Here is a 19224-nt window from a genome sequence, read left to right on the forward strand (position 1 = left end):
AGCTTAGAATTTCATCAAGCTTTCCGCGTCAGAATATCATCTAAATCCCCTACTACTTTTTCAAAGACGTCGATTTTACTTCCTAGTAAATCCAATATTTTCTGTTCAATCGTGTTTTCAATTGCGAGGTTATAAATATGCACATCTTCTTCCTGTCCCAGACGATGCACACGGCCTATTCTTTGTTCCAGTTTCATCGGGTTCCATGGCAAATCATAGTTGATGACATGATGGCAAAATTGGAGGTTTATCCCCTCACCGCCAGATTCAGTGGCAATTAACACCTGGTCGCGTTGACGGAATAATTGCTTTACCCAATCACGCTTACTTTTGCTAAATTTCCCGTTAAAAAGAACGCTGGAAATTCCTTTTGTATATAAATACCACTGCAAATACGCTTGAGTAGCACGGTACTCTGTGAAAATAATCACTTTGTCGTTTGCATTCTCAATGATTTCCATCACTTTTTCTGCCTTGGAATTAATTTCGAGCTTCATTAGCTTCGCCAATATTTCTTCAACAAAGTCTCTTTCCTCTTTGGCCATCCCTTTTTGAATCATTTTGTTAAGAGTCAGAAATGTCGCTTCTTTACTGCTGCACATTTCCTTCAGCAAAGTGACCATTGTAAAAGAGCTGGAAAATACTGGCGACACCGTTTTTAATGAACTGATCATGTCATAGACTTCTCTTTCTTCAGGTGTATACTGTATCGGTATAGTTTCAACTTTTCGGCTCGTCCATTCAATTCCGGTATCCTGTCTCCGGTTTCTGACCATAACTTGGTTGACTAGTTCCTTTAAGTATTTTTCTCCATCGGCCGAGGTTTTTGTAGTTGAAAAAGTTGCTTGAAATGATTCATAATTCCCTAGATGTCCAGGTTTTAATAATGATACAAGGTAGAAAATTTCAAAGATGTCATTTTGTATCGGCGTAGCCGTTAATAATAAACAAAATTTCTTTTTTAAACTTTGAACAAACTCATAGATTTGGGTTTTATGATTTTTAAGTTTATGTGCTTCGTCGATAATAATCATGTCGTAGTCTTGCTCGTATATTTTTTCACGATGCGGACTTTTTTTCGCAGTATCCATACTCATGACAACTACATCATAGTGCTCAATAGGGGTGTTTTTTCTATAAGCAACCGCTGGGATAAAGAAACGCATGTTCAACTCTGTCACCCACTGATTCTGTAAGGAAGCGGGCACCAAAATGAGTACCTTTTTAACGATTCCGCGTATCATATACTCTTTCATGATGAGCCCTGCTTCAATTGTTTTTCCCAACCCTACTTCATCAGCAAGAATGGCTTTCCCATTCATCTTTTCTATGACGGTTTGAGCAGCTTCCACTTGATGCGGCAGCAACTGGATATTCGTAAGAAATTTGGGTGCTTGCAAACCTGAAAATTCCGGAATTAAATTCATCTTTTCAATTTCATAGCTTTTGTTATAAAGTGTCCAACTATCCCATGGACCATCTTGCTCAAAACGCTGGATAAAGTCCTCTCGCCAGTTTGAAGACCTTTCAATAATCATAACAACACCTCTCTTGTTGTACACTTTAACTTGTCCAAAAATGAAAAATATATGAATTTGAAATAAAAGATGGGGTTTTTTCAGGTTTGTTTTGGAGGAAATACTTGAGGAAAGGGGCAGTACTAAAACTGCCCGTACGACCGCACTATTTTTTCGCTTCTGCTACTTTCTTTACCCGTTCAGCAAATTGAATGACAACTTTACTCGAACCCAACATTACCAATGGTTTCAAATACCATTTCAACGGTGTGTTGGTTGTAGTGTATTTAAAATAGGTTGTATTTTCATCCATTTTCTTCAGCTCATATTTAGCCGTAATCTGGAACATGTTGGCTAGGGTAAAACCAACTTTTAACTTTTTGCTATTGATGTCATCTAAATATTCCAATGTTTTCACTTCGTATTCTAGTACACGATTTCCTTCTCGATATTTTTGGAGATAAATGCTGCCTACTTTCTCGGGTGTAAGTTTAATTGGCTCTTGTGAAACTACTTGCGGCATAATTTTTTGCATATCTTCTAGCTTTCCATTTAATAAACTCCATATTTGTTCTATCGAAGCGTTTATCTCGATATCCTTCGTCCAAGATTTCATTTTGACCTCCAATTTAACCGAAATATTCCAACTATTCGATTATTTTCTCTTATATCAATAATCGTAACATAACGATGTGGTAAGCGATAATATTGATGTTGCTATAAGGATGGGAAATCCAACCATATTACAAATTGAAAATGGCCCAATCATTGGTCTAGGCAGTAAATTAAATTAGATTCATCTACCTAAGACTATAAAAAAAGAAAAATATTGTAAATTTTTTTCCTATCTATTAAAATATTTTTAGTACACTATTTGTAAACTATTTTATACATTCTATTTCAACGCTTGCTATTTTCTTCTAAAAAACTATCATTATCTATTAAATTAGGAGAATAATTTAAGATTTCACAGCATCTTGGGCATGAAATAATTATTTCAGTATATTTACTTAACTTTAATTTTTTTAATCTTCTACTTATTGTAGTCGTGTTATTTTTTCAAATTTCAACCTATTCATTTCCAAAAAAATCGTCATTTTTCGAGTTTTTGTCGACCAGCAACAACTAACTTTTGACAAATTTAATTCTCTTCTACTTCAACTTGAAATCAAGTCTTGAATAATTTCCTTATTAGGAAACATCAACTATTTACTTGATTTACGCAGAGAAAAATCATGAATCCTTCTGCACTAAGCACAATGTATATAGAATATAAGTATAAAATGTGACAAATTTGTGAATTTCATGTTTCCAACCACGAACCGACATAATTTTCAAATGAAGTAATATACAATAACTAAAGTAAAAGCAATTATATTAAGCAATTAATATAATACTAATTTATGGGGGACTACTAGAATGCGAAGTAGATTTTACAGACAAATCTTAAAACTCTTAATCGAAATGAAAAGAAAAGATATGTATAAAAAAGCCAACAATCTAGGTTTTACACATCCCGAAACCGTTACTTGCAGTCAGGAATTGGATGCCTTGCTAAATATCTACAGTCATAAAGCAGCTTAAGGGTTAAGGAGGAATTTTTATTAAAACAATACAATATGAATCCGATTATGAACCCAGTTAGACATGAGTTAATCTGTCTAACTGGGTTTATTTTTATGCATTCTTTCGCTGCATAACCCAATAAACTGATTTTAGAAATTAAAAAGGAGCTTGTTATGCATGAAAACCAGAGCAACTCAAATTACAAGTACATTACGTTTATTTTAACATGGGCAGGTCTCACAATATTGATGTCCATGTATATAATGATCCCCTTAACAGCTACATGGATATCCGAGTTTTCAATAAATGAAAATAAAGCTATTTTCTCCTACTAAAGAACATACTTAAAGATTGAAACTTTTGACCACTACTATACGTATAAGAGAATTATTGTTGAGGCGTAAAGGAGGAACTAGGTTGAAAACCATAACGAAAAAAAGACGAAATGCCTTTTTAATTGATTTAGCCATATCTGGTGCGGTAAATGCAGGTGTCGAATATTTGTTAAGAAAGAAAATCAAAAATGAAGCTTTTCATTCACTTGTCACCCCAACCGCAGTTTTATGGACACTTGAGTATATTCAGTTACGGAAAAGCGGTCAAACTCTCGGATACAAAGCGGCAGGGCTAATGGTGGAAAATGCAAATGGCGGCGAAATTACACCTGCACAAATTGTTCAACGAATGGCCTACAGGGATTTCATTGGTACGGTTGATTATGTATTCAAAAGAAAATCCTTCGAAGGCCAGAATGGGGAAGTTTTCCCCCATGATCGAATTTCCGGCACTGTTGTAAAAGAAGTGTAGCGTAAAAAATAAAAGGTCACCTAGAGTTTTTTCGCTCTGGTGACCTTTTATAAGATTACTTATTTTCCAATCGGATTATCCGCTCCGATTTTACCAGAATAATTTTTTCGTGCATCCACGAATACAAACTGCTTTTCGGGGTATCGATAGCAAGTTAGCTTTCCGCCAAAAACAGCGCCTTGATCTATATTAATTGTATTATTTACAATCATCGGCTCCGGTTTTGGGTCATGTCCCCAAACAATGAGCTGTTGCCCCTTATATTCCTTAAACCAATCTCTTCGGATAGGCTTGCCCTTTTCATCAACTCCGGCGACATCACCATATCGACAAAAGTCTTTAATCTTGGAATTTTCTCTTCCTATGAATTCTTCTTTAATGCCTGCATGGGCACAAACGACTTTATCTTTCCCTTCTTCCGTAATGATGTAGTGAGAAGGAACCTCCATCAATAACTTCCTAAGCTTGCTTTTTAGGACTGCCGTTTCTTTCCCACCATATTTCCTCTCAAAGTTACTAAATTCTTCTTCGACATTCTCATCACCATGTCTTAGTTGAACTTTTCGTCCGTCCAACCAACGTGCGATTTTCCAGCCATGATTGCTATCAATCATATAGGCCAAGCCGTTATCCACATGCTTTAAGAAGAATAACATTGAATCGATTGATTGTGGTCCCCTGCTCATCACATCGCCTAATGAAAGGATTTTCCTTCCCTCTGGATGAATATATAAACCATTTTCATTTTCCTGATAGCCCAACTTTTCCAACATTGCCATGAACTCTTCATAACATGCATGGATATCACCTATAATATCCAAACCATACCCTAATTCGATTCGCATAAATTTCGCTCCCTTTTGCAGCATTCTAATTAGTATAGCTAAGATAGCGCGTTTTCTACCTACAAAATCACTAACAGAAACTATCTAACTTTATAATCTAGTAAAATAAAAGGAATAATTCATGATTATTCGAACAATTGATTTAAGGGATGTTGCTGCAAAATTTCTGGAGGTAAATAAAAGTGTTGATGAATTCGTCTTTAGTTTAAATGAGCCGGGGGAACAGCTCACTTATGAACCAAAAGAAAAATTATTGAGGGGATTTTACCGGATACCGATTCAATAGTTTTTTGCTGACCGCGATAATCACTTGTTGACTATATTTCGCCAATCGCAAGTATTATAAGGCGACACGTAATCGTGCAGCCATCGTCATCGGAATTCAAGAAAGAATGCTCATTTTGCTGTGAAGCTATTTTCATTCGGTTAGCTGCGGGAAAAGAATTTAACGACTGGAACTAACTGTCATTTGGCATGACTTTAAAAGAAGTTTTGTAGGCGGCAACTCAAAACTTCTTCAAAGAACTTACTTAAATAGTTTTTTCGATATCTTTCCACATTTCCTGTGCTACTTCCGCATCAAAAGTACTAAACAAACGGTAATTTTCTTCATCCAATATGCGAAAATGTTTACTAATTAAATTCCTTTGCAGCTTAAAACCTTTATGCTCATTAATATTCTTCCACATAATATGACCGCCTAACGTCTTTTCCTGTGGCCGAATCGTCACATCCTGAACAGTTTGTTCAATAATCTCCATTGGATCTCCACCAAAATGATTATGTAAAGTTTTATTTTCGCGGAATATTGCGCAAATGGCAATCGTTGTCGTCCAGTCCGCCAATGTCCTTCCTTTTTCTATTTGTATGATGTTCTTCTTTGAGACCCCAACCATTTCGGCCATTTTATCCTGCGTAAAGTGGTTTTCCTTTCTCACTGTCCTAAGATTCTCTGAAACAATCTGGATAATATAATCCCGATCCACTAGTATCACCTCAAAATTATTAACTAATGTTCCTTTTTCGGCAACTTTTTATGTATGTAAAATTCCACTTAATATAGACTATAATTGTGTCTTAAAGGTTACGGTTTTTCTGAATATTTTATATAATAGCGACTATTGTCCTAAATTTATATATCGACTATTGCCATATAGACAAAGTCATATATCGACCTTGTCTAATTCTGATATTTTTTAGTTACCTAACTATTATTTTGTTTTCTTCTTATGAAGGGATTAATTTTGACAATCTTTTCATCATATAGCCCTTCCACTCTTGTGCAAGTGCATCAACAGCAAGGATGGCTTGCATCGCTTCAACATCTTTTGGACGTCTAAAGTAAATTTCATTGCCAAACAAAACAGAGATTCCTTGTGGATTTTTTTCAATTAAGGTGATCTTGGAATCATTTCGGACTTTTCCTTCTTGAAGGACACGGCAAAGATATCCAGTATAGCCCGTTTCTACCATACGTTTCATCAATGTTGGAAGACCAGTGCGTTTATTTATTGTGCTGCAAGGAACACGGCCCTGCGTTACTTGTATTATCGCTTCACCTAGCTGATAAATATCTCCAATATATACATCAGATTCCAGCATATTCGTCACAGTAATATTTTCTCCAAAAGCTGAATTCGGCATTGCCGTATCGAATTCTTTTTCCCATTGTGCATAATGTTCATAAGGATAAATGCATACGGCACGGTCTGGTCCACCATGGTGTTTCAAATCTGCAACTCCATCTCCGATAAAGCCTTCTTTTGTTAAAAAGGCTTCCTTAACTGACTCTTTACATATTCCTGTTTCTACTTGCCGATTATTTTCATAGGTCATTTTTTTCGGTAAACCGATAGTAAAAGCTTTTAGGATTATTTCTTCATGCTTCATCATCTGGGATATGACTCACTTTCATATTTACTTATTTACTATATAAATTATAAAGTATCGGTTTACTTAATGGTAGTTATTGGAACAGTAATATTTACGTCATATAAATAAATCAGATTGGCACTACTTCCAAACTGTTAGAGAAGCAGTGGGTACACCTTCCACAATTACTATCTCTCTCATTCCCCAACACCGCCCCATTTAATCCTTATGGAGAAAATTATCCTAAATTCTGTGCTAAGTTTCTTGTACTAAAGCCTAAATCCCATATTATTTTGGAGCCGTTCGAATTCCCCGTCTTAGTCGAATAACCTCGCCAAAAATCAAAAAATAAATAGTATGTATTAATTTGAACTGTCAAAAAATAAACTCCAAAGTAGTGCTACTTTGGAGTCAATTATTATAGAGTTTTTTTACGCTGGTTCTGATTATTTTTTTTCGTTGCGTTGTCTGCACGTTTAAATTCGTCGTGGTACAGCACTTCCTGAGTGGCCGTTAATTGGTTGTCTTGGACCGTTAATTGTTCATGTGGCTGCTTATGCTCTTTCATGTGTGACACTCCTTTCTTGATGTAGTCATTGTTTAGTTTGACCTTTGTAGCATTTGATATTCCTGTTGGGTAAATGATCGAGCGAAAAAACATTGGTGAAGCCATCATGGCGCTCACCATAATAATCATTCACTTTCCAAGCAAAAAAAAACGCGAAACAGCAAATAAAGCTGTCCGCGATTGTATGTTTATAATCGAATCGTCCATCCGAATGTGTCTTCAATGAATCCGTACTGAATACCTGTTAAAGTTTCATATAGCATTTGTGAAATTTCACCAATTTTACCTTCGTTAATGATCATTTTATCCCCTAGGTACTTCAACTCACCAACTGGGGAAATTACTGCAGCAGTGCCAGTTCCGAATACTTCTTCCAGAGTTCCATTGTTGTAAGCTTCCACGACTTCATCAATCGAAATATTGCGTTCCTCGACTGGAACACCTTTGGATTTTAAAACGTGCAACATGGAATCTCGCGTAATTCCTGGCAAAATACTCCCATTCAAAGCAGGAGTAACGACCGTCCCATTAATTTTAAAGAAGATATTCATACTGCCGACTTCTTCTATATTTTTGTTTCCTTTACCATCCAGCCATAAAGTTTGGGCATAGCCTTCACGGCTTGCAATTTCTTGCCCTTTTAAGGCGCTTGCATAGTTGCCGCCAGTTTTCGCTTCTCCTGTTCCACCTTTCACGGCACGCACAAACTGCTCTTCCACCATGATTTTTACTGGATTGATACCTTCCTTATAATAAGAACCAGAAGGAGACATAATAATAATGAATTGGTATTTTTTTGAAGGATGTACACCTAGATTAGGTTCTGTCGCAATAATAAATGGACGAATATATAATGATGTCCCTGGAGCACTTGGAATCCATTCCCGGTCGACTGATACTAATTGCTTTAAACCTTCTAAAGCTAATTCTTCATCGATTGTTGGTATACAAAGGCGTTCGTTTGATCTATTTAACCGTCTGAAGTTTTGTTCTGGACGGAATAATAACGCTTGTTTATCCACAGTTACATAAGCTTTCAACCCTTCGAAGACAGATTGACCATAATGGAAAATCATTGCGGAAGGGTCTAGAGTGATTGGTTGGTAAGGGACAATACGGGCATCATGCCATCCAATACCTTCAGTATAATCTAGTACAAACATATGGTCCGAAAAGTAGTGACCAAAGCCCAATACTTCCGAAGCCGGTTTTTCCTTTGGATTTGTTGTTAACTCTGTTTTAATGTCAAACATTATATATAGCCTCCGATATTCTTGAAAATTCGGAAATTTTAAGTGATAAACTTTCCATAAATTAATATTACACTTTTTTGACGAACATACTAGTCTTAAATATCAATAAATTCTGATAAAAAAACACTAGATTTTGTTCGTTGTTTATAAATGGTCTATTTTTCCCTAACTGTTTCCAATGTCGTTTCTTTTTATGTATGCGTATTGGGGTGGAACGTAAGAGGAATCGGAAAAAACTAATTGATAAGTTTTTTCCTTCCCTTCTTTACTATGCCCATTTAAAAAAATCTTCTGTTCTAAAGAGGCAACAAGTTTATTGTCTCTTGTTTTTCCAAGCTTTCAATCATTTCAAGCCATTTCTGTGGTTTATTCGGCAGGACTGAGTAGTAATTCTTTAAGAAGTCCACTACTAACGAGGCCTGAATTTCACTTAGCGTTTCATCTGTTGGCATGAAACAGAAATCCAATCCCCCAACAGCTTCCCCATCATTTTTCCATGAAGGATGGACATATGGAAAATCAATACGCTTGTAGCCTAGATGAGATAATACTTCACGACGAACAAAAGGATTCATTGGCATCACGCCTCCAAAATCAAAGACTTCTTTCATCATATAAGGATTATAAATTTCAGCAAACCCACCTTTTAACACTTCGCCATGCTCTTCTGCAAGTCTTAATAAATCCTTTTGTCGTTCTTGGGCTAAAAAACGTCCAATCGAAAGCCCGGGTTTACCGATAATCGTGAAATCAGTCATCGCAATTGACCACCCTGGATAGTAGCGGTATTCCGTCGCACCCACCACTTCGTCTTCATAAACGGCAACAAAAACACGTATGCCCGGATCCTCCAACGGTTCCTTCCAAAGTTCAAACTCCAACACCTCTTCCGGGGGGAAAACCTGTCCCAAAAGTGTATGCAACTTAGCAAATAAAGGGTCGTTAATGTTGGTGATACGAATAAACTCCATAATGATCTCTCTCCTCTAGTGAATTTGCCTCCGAGACAAAACTTTATCCTTCTATATTCGACACTTTATTCCAAAACCCTCTTGATGGCAAAAATGAAATCCTATCTGACATGCATTATCTTTCACTTTGAATGAGAAGCTTATCAATATTTATCAGCACTTTCAACCGTTTTAGCAAATCCAGTCCAATTATACCTTCCAAGTCGATCCCGTAATTCATGGACCCTATTTCTATCTGTATTTCTTCAGTTTTCATCTGACCGATTGTAATGGCATCAAGCATTTTGGAATAGACAAATTCACAACCGCCCACCCCATTGATTCGGTAAATACGGTCATTCGCTTCCGGATAGATTCCGATCTCTTCGGCTATATCCGAAGAAATTATCGAACAGGATGAACCTGTATCAATTAACACGCGAGTTAAATGAGTTGTTCTGCCCTTATATTGGATTTCCATATCGGTTAATAATAAACCTTCATCAATCATTAATTTTTTCATTGGGCCACCCACCTATTGAAAGCGATGAATCCCGGTTTCTAACTTTCCCCGGAATTCCCATCACAATGTTTGCCCCAATATATGCATGTCTTAATCTTTGTAGTACGCTCCTCATTAAAGCGAGGAAAGAAAACCTTGAGGGAAAAGGCGCCCCTTCATTTGGAACACCTTCATTGTAATCATTTTAAAACTTTCCCAAAAGAAACAAATCTTTCAATTTGCCCGCATGTTCTTCATCCAAAGTGCCGTACCCCTCTTCTTCATGATCACTGATAATCGTTAAGGAATCATCGGAATTGAACCACATTCTATATAAGTAGAGCTGTTCTTGGTTATTGTCGTTTTCTGTGTAAAATAAAGTAACGACCAAATCTTCGGTTCTTTCCAAATCCGGACTTGAATCTTGCTGCCAGTGAATTTCATCCAGCAAGCTTTTTATGGAATCAAGAGTTATAAGATCAACAATCATTTCTTCTTCTTCCATAGCCTCATCCTCTACTGCAAGAACATCCACTCTTGTTAAATAGCTCTTATCCTCATCATTACAAGCCGCTAACAAGGCAACCATCATATAAAGGGACAAAATCAACCATAGATTCCTCAAAACATTCCCCCTTCGGCAAATACTTAGGACGCATCCCGATCACAAAAGAACAGGCATGTCACTGGTAAAATAAAACCTCTTAAGTCTCTAAGAAGACGAAAGAGGTTAATAATAATCTAGACAGTCAAGTTTGTATTTTGTTTAATTTCAATATAACGCAGCTGAAGCCCATCCATTTCGTGAATGGAGAACGTATAGCCACCATGTTCAATGATATTTTCTTGTTTTAGTTCTACATCCTGAGAGTAGTACCATCCACCAAGTGTATCAACATCCGGGTTAGCAATATCAATGTTTAGATATCTTGACACTTCTTCTAAAAGTATTTTGGAATAGACAATAAAATGGCCCTCTTTTACTTTCCGAATTTCAGGAACCTCGTCATCGTCAAATTCGTCGCGAATTTCCCCGACTAATTCCTCCAGAATATCTTCAACTGTTACAAGACCAGAGGTACCACCATATTCATCCAAAAGAATGGCAATCGGTGTACGTTCTTTTTGCATTCTTGTCAGTAAATCCTGGATTGGCGTGACTTCGGTTGTATAAATCAGGGGATTAATGAATCTCTCCATAGAGAAGTTTTCAACCGTTATGCGATTGCTTAATCCTTGAGTTAAAAAGTCTTTAATATTAATAAACCCGATAATATTGTCACGATCTTCTTCGTATACAGGATACCTGGTATAACGTTCTTCTTGGATTGTCGTCAAAACTTCGCCATATGTTGCATTTTTGTCAAATGCGATAATATCCGTTCTCGGTATCATGACTTCACGGGCGATGCGATCATCAAATTCAAACACTTTATTGACATATTTCAGCTCGTTTTGATTGATTTCACCATTTTTATAGCTTTCGGTCATCAATAGACGGAGTTCTTCCTCGGTATGTGACAACTCATGTTCCGATGCTGGTTTCATACCGAAAATGCCGATTAAAATACGGGCAGCGCCATTCAAGAACCAAATAAATGGGTAAAGAATTTTATAGAAAATCATGATCGGTTTTGCGAATAATAGTGTTATTGTTTCCGCTTTTTGGATGGCGGCCGTTTTAGGTGCAAGTTCCCCTACTACAACGTGTAAAAAGGTTGCGATGATAAAGGCAGCAGCTATCGTGAAATAATGGATATACTGCTCACCGATTCCGATCATACCAAAGAACGGCTCCAAAATAAATTCAAACGTTGACTCCCCGACCATCCCGATACCGAGTGCCGTTACAGTAATACCCAACTGACACGCAGACAAGTATTCATCTAAATGGGTCGTTACATGCTTGGCGGCAAGCGCACCTTTTTTTCCTTCGGCAACCAATTGGTCGATTCTTGATTGTCTAACTTTTACAATGGCAAACTCGGTTGCCACGAAGAAAGCGGTTAAAGCTATTAAAATTGCAAATATCATTAAATTCAATGCGGTCAATCATCGTCTTACTTAAAAAGTAAGACTTCACCTCCTAGGTTATAAGTAATAATAAAGATTGCATCAGCGCAACACTTTCGGATGATACTTTATTTTTTATGAAATCCTTTTTCGATTGATCCTGTTGCTCCATGTTTTCAACAAGGGTGGATATCTCATTTTGAAGAGCTTTCATATGCTGGCATATGTTTTGTACATCCATTTCTTCATGTTGTACATTGACGTTTTCAATTGCTTTTTTAATTTCATTCAAGCACATGCCTTGTGCTTTCATTTCTTCGATTACACGGATACGTTCTATTGTTTCTGAAGTATAGAAACGATAATTTGAAGTAGAACGTTCAGCTTTCAGTAATCCAAGGTTTGTATAATAATCAATTGTACGTTTAGTGATCCCTGTTATTTCAGCTAATTCGCCAATTTTCAGTTTCTCGATCCCAATTGACTTCCCTCCAAACCATCACGTTATAGTTTTATTATACTAGCAACCTAGCAAAATATCTAGACCGAAATCCCAGTGCATTATTTTCAATTTATTTTAGGTTGATACGAATCAATCGTATCTGCAGGATGGACTTTTTATGATTATATTCAAATAAAGTTTTCAACAGACCATCTAAACAAGCATCCTATGTCCAAATTTTGCGGTAAAACCAAGTTCCCCTTTTTCACCTAGCGCTTCGCCTAATCATTGAAAATCACACAATTTTAATCATTACCTGAACAAAGTCTTTAGAAACATTTCAAAGAAATTTAAAAACCGTTTCTGTAAAAGGTACCAATTCGATATTAAGCAAATAAGATATTACGAATTGGCTAGTATGTTAACGACTAATGGTTATATATTCATTTTTGAATCTTAAGGAGTGTAAAACATGGGGGCCATCACTGGGCGAGAATTTATTAATCGGATTGATCAACTAAATCCTGAAATTTGGATTGATGGGAAACCAATCAGCGGATTACTCTCTGAACATCCCTATTTCAAAGGCATCTTACAATCAAAAGCATCACTTTATGATTTACAACATGATGAAAAAATCAAAGATGAAATGACTTTTCCTTCGCCTCTATCAGGTAATGCAGTTGGTCTTTCATTTCTTGCACCGAAAACAAAAGCTGAGCTGCAAAAAAGAAGAAAAATGATTGAACATTGGGCGGCAGAAACTCATGGTATGATGGGGCGGAGTCCTGACTATTTAAACTCCGTTTTAATGAGTTTCGCTTCATCTGCCCAATATTTGAAAGGAAAAGAGAATTGCTTTCCCGAAAATCTAGTTAGCCTTTATGAAACAGCGAGGGAGAAAGATTTATCTTTTACACATACCTTTATCACCCCTCAAGTAAATCGATCCCAAATTTACATTGAAAACAGCGATATGCCCATTGCGGCAAAAGTCATTGACGAAAATAAGCATGGGATTGTCATCAAGGGTGCCCGCCTCCTTGCGACACAAGGTGGTTTAACGGATGAAGTGCTCGTTTTTAGTATTGTGAAATCCCTTTTCACCGATGAAGATGAAGCTTTCGCATTCTCCATCCCTTCCAATACAAAGGGCTTAAAATTTATTTGCAGAGATTCCTTTATTGGCGGAGATTCCAATTTTGATCATCCTTTAAGTTCCAGGTATGAGGAGATGGACTCCATTGTCGTTTTTGATAATGTTCTCGTCCCTTGGGAAAGGGTATTCTTTTACAATAACACGGAAGTGGCGGAAGAATTTTTGGAGAAATGTTCTTTCCATGCCTATGCAAAACATCAGGCATTAATTCGGCAAATCGCAAAGTGCGAATTCATTCTAGGTCTTGTACAACTACTAGTGACAACTATTAAGGTTGGGGAATACCAGCATATTCAAGAAAAGATGTCGGAAGTTATTATGGGACTCGAAACGTTGAGAGCGCTGCTGGAGAAATCGGAAAACCATGCAACTTTGGACGAATTTGGAAATATGAGGCCAGATGTCTTGACCTTAAGAGTTGCTGGGAATCTATTCCCTAAAATCTATCCTCGATTCATCGAAATCATCCAACTAATTGGTGCAAGCGGGATGATTACGCTACCAACCGAAGATGCCTTCAATTCTCCTATTCGCAAGGACTTGGATCAATATCTTCAAGCAGCAACCAAACCTGCTTTAGATAGGGTCAAAATCTTCCGCTTAGCGTGGGACTTGTCCATGAGTGCTTTCGGAACTAGACAAACACAGTATGAGAGATATTTTTTCGGCGATCCAATTCGATTATCCAGTGAGCTTTATTACAGTTATCCCATTGATTCTTATGTGGATCGGGTGAAAGATTTTTTGGATAAAGAGTTTAAATAAATGAAAACTACTTACAATGGCTACCCATCGTAAGTAGTTTTCATTTGCAGGATTAATTATTTGGAAGCTTTATGCGATATAGTTTATCATCATTTACTTCAGGCGTACCCCGTCCATCCGTATTATTGCTGATAAAATACAGATACGGTTTATCCACCAAGACATCTCGGATACGTCCCAGGCCTAGAACAATCGGACGAGATTCCTTAGTAATGAGATCAAATTCCAAAACAGCTTGCCCTCTTAAAGCCGCAACAAACAACTTCCCCTGATAATAAGATATTCCTGAAGGAGCCCAAGTTTTATTTGATCCCGAGGTAAAAAGCGGTGATACAAAGCCATCTCGTTTATCGTTTCCCTTTATAAGAGGCCATCCGTAATTGTTGCCTGCTTCAATAATATTAATCTCATCATTCGCATCATTCCCATGTTCACTTCCAAACATCGTGCCATCTTCAGCCCACGCCAGACCTTGGGGATTTCGATGACCTAAGCTGTAGACATAGGAGTTTGGAATGGGATTATCCGAGGGAATGGACCCATCGAGATTCATTCTCAGGATTTTCCCTCCCAATGAATTTGCATCCTGAGCAATGGATGACTGAAGGGCATCGCCGGTTGTTGCGTAAAGCTTGTCATCCGGCCCTATTTCAAGTCGACCGCCGTGATGAACAGAGCCGCTCGGAATCCTGTCTAATAGAACCTTTTCTTCGGTCCAAGTATCACCATTTAAATGCAATGTCACGATGCGGTTAAATTGTCCGGAATCATCATTATAAGTATAATAAGCAAAAGCTGAGTTGGACTGTTCGAAATCCGGTGCAAGAGCAAAGCCCAATAAGCCTGCTTCCGACGCGGTTGATAGCCTTTTTTCAAGTTCAACATGTTGTCTTGTTGCTTGACCGTCGACAATCTTCTCTATCCCACCGGTTCTTTCAGTTAAATAGATGACATCATCCAACTTTTCTATCGTCCAAGGAATGGTCAGATTTTCAACAATAATTTCGGGTTCGATATTGTTTAAGGTAGCTTCTGAACTATCATTCCCGAGCTTCGTCACTTCGACCATTTGTTCTTCGGGTTCAGTTGATGTATTTTCTGTTGAAAATAAAGAACAACCTACCAGCAGAAAACAAATAACGGTAATACTTGGCGCTATTTTTTTCAAAAGGTACTTGTCTCCTTCCCCATTGGAATATTGTTATTTATATTATTTACCAATTCCTTTAATATTAACCATAATAAAACCTGTTTCAAACTACTCATAGTAAGTAGTACGAAACAGGTGATAGATCGTTAAATTAATTTAATTGGGTTTTGATTTCATTTACCAAGCTTTGCAATTCGTCTTCAGTAAAATCATATGTTTCTAAACAAAAATGGCACTGTGTTTCGATATTGCCTTCTTCTTCAATGATCTCTTCAATTTCATTAACACCCAGACCCATCAAGGCACGGCTATAACGTTCTTTTGAGCATGTACACTGGAACTGCACCGGCATTGTACTTAGAATTTGCACCTCTCCTTGTTCACCAAGGACTGCCGCCAAGATTTCTTCTGGTGTCATTCCTTTTTCAATCATCTTTGAAACAGGTTCGATTGTCGCTAAATGATTTTCCAATGCAGCGATTGTTTCCTCTTTACAACCTGGCATCAATTGAATGATAAAACCGCCTGCTGCCAGAATTGTGTTATCCGGATTCACCAGAACCCCCAACCCGACTGATGAAGGTACCTGTTCGCTTGTCGCAAAGTAGTACGTGAAGTCTTCTGCAATTTCACCTGAAACGATCGGTACCTGACTTGAGAACATGTCCTTCATTCCTAAATCTTTTACTACCGATAAGAACCCTTCTGTTCCCACTCCTGCACGGACATCTAATTTTCCATGCTCATTTAGGGGAAAATGCACTTGACCATTGGACACAAAGCCGCGGACATGTCCTTTTGCCTCCGCGTCAATAACCATTGCACCGATTGGGCCCTTTCCATCTACCTTTACGGTAATTTTGTCTTCACCTTTTAACATCGCACCCATCATAACACTCGCCGTCATGGAACGACCAAGGGCTGCTGAAACAACCGGCCATGTGTGGTGCCTTTTTTGCGCTTCACTGACTGTCTCCGTTGTCCGTGCTGCAAATGCACGAATTTGCCCATTATAACCTACTGCTCTTACTAAATAATCTTTCATCTATAGAAACTCCTTACTTATGACTAATATTTGTGGAATAGCAACGCTTATGGCGCCCTTTGTTACTTAATATTTTCCTGGATCCGCTTTAGCATATCCATCAGATGTTGTAATTCTTCATCACTAAATTGTTGAAACATTTGATTTGCGAAACTTAATTTATCTTGCTGACAACCCATGATTTGCTCAAAACCTGCATCCGTTAAGTGGACTATCGTTTCACGGTTATCAGTCGGATTCCGTCTTCTGGATACTAATCCATCAGCCTCCAATTGTTTTAAATGACGTGTAATGGCGGCGTTGTCAATATTGATGATTTTTTGTAGACGAGATTGAGAAATTTCGTCATACTGCACTAGCTGATACAAAAGCTCGAATCGGGATAAGCTAAAATTGGTATTTCTCTCAAACTTTGGACCTAGTTGATTGCTAAGTGTTTTAAATAGAAATAATAGCTCTTCCTGATCAGAAATGGCAACTTTCAATTGTATCCCTCCTAGTTTAAAGTTCAAATTTTTCACTCTTACGACTTAATTGTTTGAGGCATCAATCATTGACACCTCAATAATATAATCTGTTTTCATTTTGAAAGCAAATAAAATGAATGTCCGATAACCTTTATGGATAGTTAAAAACCTCCAATCACCACCGTTCATAATCTGCCTAATAACTTAAGAAAGGTTAAAAAAGTAAATATGATACCCTGATTATTCACGATTTTGCTTGAATAAATTACAAAATTTTATGAAACCGTACTCAATATGAACAATATGTGAATTGTTTCACTAGCTATTTTCTTTTCCTTATTTTAGGTGTAAAATGGTCTTAAATTGATATATAACAACGAGAGGAGTTTACTAACTTTCCCACCTTTGTTATATAACAAAAATCTATTAAATGGAGGAGATCCTAGCATGTGGGTCATTACTGTATTTGAGAATAAAACGTATCGTATGTTCGAGTTTGAAGACAAAATGGAAGCAAACCGGGCCCTCAAGGGATTCAAAAGCTCCGCCATCTTATCCTTTACCAAATAGCCTTTGATTTTGCGAGATTGCACTTTGAAACTGTCATTTTAAAAAATGAAAATTGGGAGGCAACGGACATGTGGGTAGTTACAATATTTGAGGACAAAACTTATCGTATTTTCGAGTTTGACACAAAAGAAGAAGCCATGATGGAATTACAAAATATCACATCACCAGCAATTCTTTCTTATACAAAGCTTACATTAATAGCTTAGCAATCCAAGAGACATCCATTTGTGGATGTCTCTTTTGTTTGCTAAATATTCAGAATTTTTGTTTAAAACTATTGACAATTGTGTTCAATTATTGCATATTAGATTCAATATAAAGCAGCTTAACGAAGACGAGTACGTAAAACCCTATTGGCAAGAGAGCGATGTTCATCGGCTGAAAGACATCGTACAAAAAGGATTACCGAACCTACTTCGCCAGCTTCTAGCAAAACTAGACGCAGACTCGAGCGTTATGAGCACAAGTGGGAATTGCTTTTGCATTCCAATCTAGGTGGTACCACGGAAAAGTAGCCTTTTTCGCCCTAATTACAGGGTGAGAAGGCTTTTTTTGTTTTCCGTAATGATGTAGTGCATGCTTATTCAAGCATTTCACAACGATATTTACAAGATATAGGAGGAACAAATGTGGAAAAGAAACGCATTGTCGTCAAAATTGGCAGCAGCTCACTTACCAACAGTAAAGGCGAAATCGATCATGACAAACTGTTTGATCATATTTCAGCGCTTGCTGTCCTAAAACAGGATGGCCATGATGTTTTGCTTGTTTCATCAGGGGCAGTTGCTGCCGGCTTCCGTAAGTTAGGTTACCCATCACGACCAGTCACATTAAAAGGAAAACAAGCTGCGGCAGCGGTTGGCCAAAGCTTGCTCATACAATATTATTCTGAGCTATTTAGCCAACATCAAATTACAACGGCGCAAATCCTCCTTACACGTACTGATTTTTCGAAAAAGGATCGATATCGAAATGCCTATGCAACTTTTTCGGAACTTCTGGAGCGGGGTATACTCCCCATCATCAATGAAAATGACACGGTTTCCGTTTCAGAATTGACTTTCGGGGACAATGACATGCTATCTGCTTTAGTTAGCGGGCTGATTCATGCAGACCACCTAATCATTTTGACGGATATTAACGGGCTTTACGATCAAAATCCTGAGAATCCAAATGCCAAACAGATCCAGAAATTATCTACTATTACGGATGAATGGTTAAAACTTGCTTCAAGTTCAAGTTCCAAATTTGGTACAGGGGGTATGCAATCAAAATTATTAGCGGCAAGAACTGCCCTAAAGGCAGGGGTAAAAATCTTCATAGGAAATGGAGAAGGTGAAAAAAAATTAACGGACATACTTGAAGGGCTGGGTGATGGTACATATATCGGAAATAACCAATATCCACCCCTCCCCACTCCAAAACAATGGATTTCATTTACGGAAGTTTCTGGAAAACTTTATATCGACAAAGGGGCTGCGGAAGCCATCCTGCTTAATGGTAAAAGTTTGCTTCCCGCTGGGGTCTATAAATTTGAAGGTATCTTTTTTAAAGGGGATGTCGTAGAAGTTTATTGCCATAAAGAATTGGTTGGACGTGGTGAGGTGCGGTATTCCAGTGACGAACTTGCACTTGCACTCGGAAAGCGGACAAACGAAATTGCCGCCAGTTCAGTCGAAGTGATTCATCGCGATAAATGGGTCAAAGTTTAAAGAAGCGAAAAGTATGATCTA

The 19224-nt window shown here is 37.6% G+C and carries 21 protein-coding genes and 1 pseudogene; 6 read left to right on the forward strand and 16 right to left on the reverse strand.

From position 1 onward, the window contains the following. Positions 1-14 precede the first annotated feature (14 nt). Both CD33_RS02730 and CD33_RS02735 read right to left on the reverse strand, forming a co-directional pair. Positions 15-1538, reverse strand: a complete 1524-nt coding sequence (locus tag CD33_RS02730; protein ID WP_036197947.1) for a DEAD/DEAH box helicase — start codon at positions 1536-1538, stop codon at positions 15-17. Positions 1539-1683: 145 nt separating this feature from the next. Continuing rightward, entirely contained in the window at positions 1684-2133 is a 450-nt protein-coding gene (locus CD33_RS02735) for an SRPBCC family protein (protein WP_036197948.1), read from the reverse strand. Positions 2134-2936: 803 nt separating this feature from the next. Here CD33_RS02735 and CD33_RS19730 point away from each other — a divergent pair. Continuing rightward, entirely contained in the window at positions 2937-3101 is a 165-nt protein-coding gene (locus tag CD33_RS19730) for an aspartyl-phosphate phosphatase Spo0E family protein (protein ID WP_084591232.1), read from the forward strand. Between the two features lie 399 nt (positions 3102-3500). Beyond that, on the forward strand, positions 3501-3890 hold the full coding sequence (locus CD33_RS02740; RefSeq protein ID WP_036197950.1) for an RDD family protein: 390 nt from the start codon (positions 3501-3503) through the stop codon (positions 3888-3890). A gap of 59 nt (positions 3891-3949) precedes the next feature. Here the strand turns inward: CD33_RS02740 and prpE are convergent, their stop codons facing one another. Beyond that, positions 3950-4735: a bis(5'-nucleosyl)-tetraphosphatase PrpE gene (gene prpE, locus CD33_RS02745; RefSeq protein WP_036197952.1), complete on the reverse strand. Its 786-nt coding sequence runs from the start codon at positions 4733-4735 to the stop codon at positions 3950-3952. Positions 4736-4856: 121 nt separating this feature from the next. Between prpE and CD33_RS20110 the strand changes: the two genes are divergently transcribed. Beyond that, positions 4857-5021, forward strand: coding sequence for a hypothetical protein (locus CD33_RS20110; protein ID WP_156967293.1), 165 nt, complete (start codon positions 4857-4859; stop codon positions 5019-5021). A gap of 244 nt (positions 5022-5265) precedes the next feature. Here the strand turns inward: CD33_RS20110 and CD33_RS02750 are convergent, their stop codons facing one another. The 10 genes and pseudogenes from CD33_RS02750 to CD33_RS20905 form a co-directional block, all read right to left on the reverse strand. Further along, positions 5266-5721, reverse strand: a complete 456-nt coding sequence (locus CD33_RS02750) for a helix-turn-helix transcriptional regulator (RefSeq protein ID WP_036197954.1) — start codon at positions 5719-5721, stop codon at positions 5266-5268. Between the two features lie 241 nt (positions 5722-5962). After that, positions 5963-6625: an MOSC domain-containing protein gene (locus tag CD33_RS02755; RefSeq protein WP_036198007.1), complete on the reverse strand. Its 663-nt coding sequence runs from the start codon at positions 6623-6625 to the stop codon at positions 5963-5965. A 400-nt stretch (positions 6626-7025) separates the two neighbouring features. Further along, positions 7026-7175 carry a YfhE family protein gene (locus CD33_RS20115; protein ID WP_088291781.1) on the reverse strand — a complete coding sequence of 50 codons (150 nt, stop codon included), beginning with the start codon at positions 7173-7175 and terminating at the stop codon, positions 7026-7028. A 188-nt stretch (positions 7176-7363) separates the two neighbouring features. Then, the gene (locus tag CD33_RS02760; RefSeq protein ID WP_036197956.1) at positions 7364-8428 is read right to left on the reverse strand and encodes a branched-chain amino acid aminotransferase; all 1065 of its coding nucleotides are present in this window, start codon (positions 8426-8428) and stop codon (positions 7364-7366) included. Positions 8429-8724: 296 nt separating this feature from the next. After that, positions 8725-9399, reverse strand: coding sequence for a hypothetical protein (locus tag CD33_RS02765; RefSeq protein ID WP_036197958.1), 675 nt, complete (start codon positions 9397-9399; stop codon positions 8725-8727). Between the two features lie 115 nt (positions 9400-9514). Continuing rightward, positions 9515-9901, reverse strand: a complete 387-nt coding sequence (locus CD33_RS02770; protein WP_036197960.1) for a retroviral-like aspartic protease family protein — start codon at positions 9899-9901, stop codon at positions 9515-9517. Between the two features lie 184 nt (positions 9902-10085). After that, entirely contained in the window at positions 10086-10505 is a 420-nt protein-coding gene (locus tag CD33_RS02775; protein WP_036197961.1) for a hypothetical protein, read from the reverse strand. A gap of 116 nt (positions 10506-10621) precedes the next feature. Next, positions 10622-11932 carry a hemolysin family protein gene (locus CD33_RS02780; RefSeq protein WP_036197963.1) on the reverse strand — a complete coding sequence of 437 codons (1311 nt, stop codon included), beginning with the start codon at positions 11930-11932 and terminating at the stop codon, positions 10622-10624. 34 nt (positions 11933-11966) lie between these two features. Beyond that, positions 11967-12185, reverse strand: a complete 219-nt coding sequence (locus CD33_RS20900) for a MerR family transcriptional regulator (RefSeq protein WP_373906676.1) — start codon at positions 12183-12185, stop codon at positions 11967-11969. A 33-nt stretch (positions 12186-12218) separates the two neighbouring features. Next, positions 12219-12374, reverse strand: a pseudogene (locus tag CD33_RS20905) (MerR family DNA-binding transcriptional regulator); the annotation flags it as partial. 433 nt (positions 12375-12807) lie between these two features. Here CD33_RS20905 and hpaB point away from each other — a divergent pair. Then, entirely contained in the window at positions 12808-14259 is a 1452-nt protein-coding gene (hpaB, locus tag CD33_RS02790; protein ID WP_036197966.1) for a 4-hydroxyphenylacetate 3-monooxygenase, oxygenase component, read from the forward strand. A 52-nt stretch (positions 14260-14311) separates the two neighbouring features. Here the strand turns inward: hpaB and CD33_RS02795 are convergent, their stop codons facing one another. From CD33_RS02795 to CD33_RS02805, 3 genes are all read right to left on the reverse strand, one after another. Next, positions 14312-15427 (reverse strand): PQQ-dependent sugar dehydrogenase, encoded by a 1116-nt coding sequence (locus CD33_RS02795; RefSeq protein WP_036197968.1) that lies wholly within the window; start codon positions 15425-15427, stop codon positions 14312-14314. Between the two features lie 133 nt (positions 15428-15560). Then, on the reverse strand, positions 15561-16454 hold the full coding sequence (gene hslO, locus CD33_RS02800) for an Hsp33 family molecular chaperone HslO (protein ID WP_036197970.1): 894 nt from the start codon (positions 16452-16454) through the stop codon (positions 15561-15563). A gap of 62 nt (positions 16455-16516) precedes the next feature. Continuing rightward, the gene (locus tag CD33_RS02805; protein ID WP_373906678.1) at positions 16517-16945 is read right to left on the reverse strand and encodes a MarR family winged helix-turn-helix transcriptional regulator; all 429 of its coding nucleotides are present in this window, start codon (positions 16943-16945) and stop codon (positions 16517-16519) included. A gap of 614 nt (positions 16946-17559) precedes the next feature. Between CD33_RS02805 and CD33_RS20400 the strand changes: the two genes are divergently transcribed. Next, a complete protein-coding gene (locus CD33_RS20400) occupies positions 17560-17697 on the forward strand; it encodes a hypothetical protein (RefSeq protein ID WP_176400135.1) in 138 nt (45 codons plus the stop codon). 423 nt (positions 17698-18120) lie between these two features. Continuing rightward, complete coding sequence (gene proB / locus CD33_RS02815) at positions 18121-19203, forward strand: glutamate 5-kinase (protein ID WP_036197975.1); 1083 nt, start codon at positions 18121-18123, stop codon at positions 19201-19203. Positions 19204-19224 lie beyond the last annotated feature (21 nt).

Origin of the sequence: Ureibacillus sinduriensis BLB-1 = JCM 15800 (genome assembly GCF_000772955.1) — a bacterium.
Taxonomy (GTDB): Bacteria; Bacillota; Bacilli; order Bacillales_A; family Planococcaceae; genus Ureibacillus; species Ureibacillus sinduriensis.

What these genes read in the sequence shown, in the direction of transcription:
- CD33_RS02755 (WP_036198007.1), bottom strand. Translation starts at nt 6,625, where the DNA reads ATGAAGCATGAAGAAATAATCCTAAAAGCTTTTACTATCGGTTTACCG.
- hslO (WP_036197970.1), bottom strand. Translation starts at nt 16,454, where the DNA reads ATGAAAGATTATTTAGTAAGAGCAGTAGGTTATAATGGGCAAATTCGT.
- CD33_RS02765 (WP_036197958.1), bottom strand. Translation starts at nt 9,399, where the DNA reads ATGGAGTTTATTCGTATCACCAACATTAACGACCCTTTATTTGCTAAG.
- CD33_RS19730 (WP_084591232.1), top strand. Translation starts at nt 2,937, where the DNA reads ATGCGAAGTAGATTTTACAGACAAATCTTAAAACTCTTAATCGAAATG.
- hpaB (WP_036197966.1), top strand. Translation starts at nt 12,808, where the DNA reads ATGGGGGCCATCACTGGGCGAGAATTTATTAATCGGATTGATCAACTA.
- prpE (WP_036197952.1), bottom strand. Translation starts at nt 4,735, where the DNA reads ATGCGAATCGAATTAGGGTATGGTTTGGATATTATAGGTGATATCCAT.
- CD33_RS20110 (WP_156967293.1), top strand. Translation starts at nt 4,857, where the DNA reads ATGATTATTCGAACAATTGATTTAAGGGATGTTGCTGCAAAATTTCTG.
- CD33_RS02760 (WP_036197956.1), bottom strand. Translation starts at nt 8,428, where the DNA reads ATGTTTGACATTAAAACAGAGTTAACAACAAATCCAAAGGAAAAACCG.
- CD33_RS02730 (WP_036197947.1), bottom strand. Translation starts at nt 1,538, where the DNA reads ATGATTATTGAAAGGTCTTCAAACTGGCGAGAGGACTTTATCCAGCGT.
- CD33_RS20115 (WP_088291781.1), bottom strand. Translation starts at nt 7,175, where the DNA reads ATGAAAGAGCATAAGCAGCCACATGAACAATTAACGGTCCAAGACAAC.
- CD33_RS20400 (WP_176400135.1), top strand. Translation starts at nt 17,560, where the DNA reads ATGTGGGTAGTTACAATATTTGAGGACAAAACTTATCGTATTTTCGAG.
- CD33_RS02770 (WP_036197960.1), bottom strand. Translation starts at nt 9,901, where the DNA reads ATGAAAAAATTAATGATTGATGAAGGTTTATTATTAACCGATATGGAA.
- CD33_RS02735 (WP_036197948.1), bottom strand. Translation starts at nt 2,133, where the DNA reads ATGAAATCTTGGACGAAGGATATCGAGATAAACGCTTCGATAGAACAA.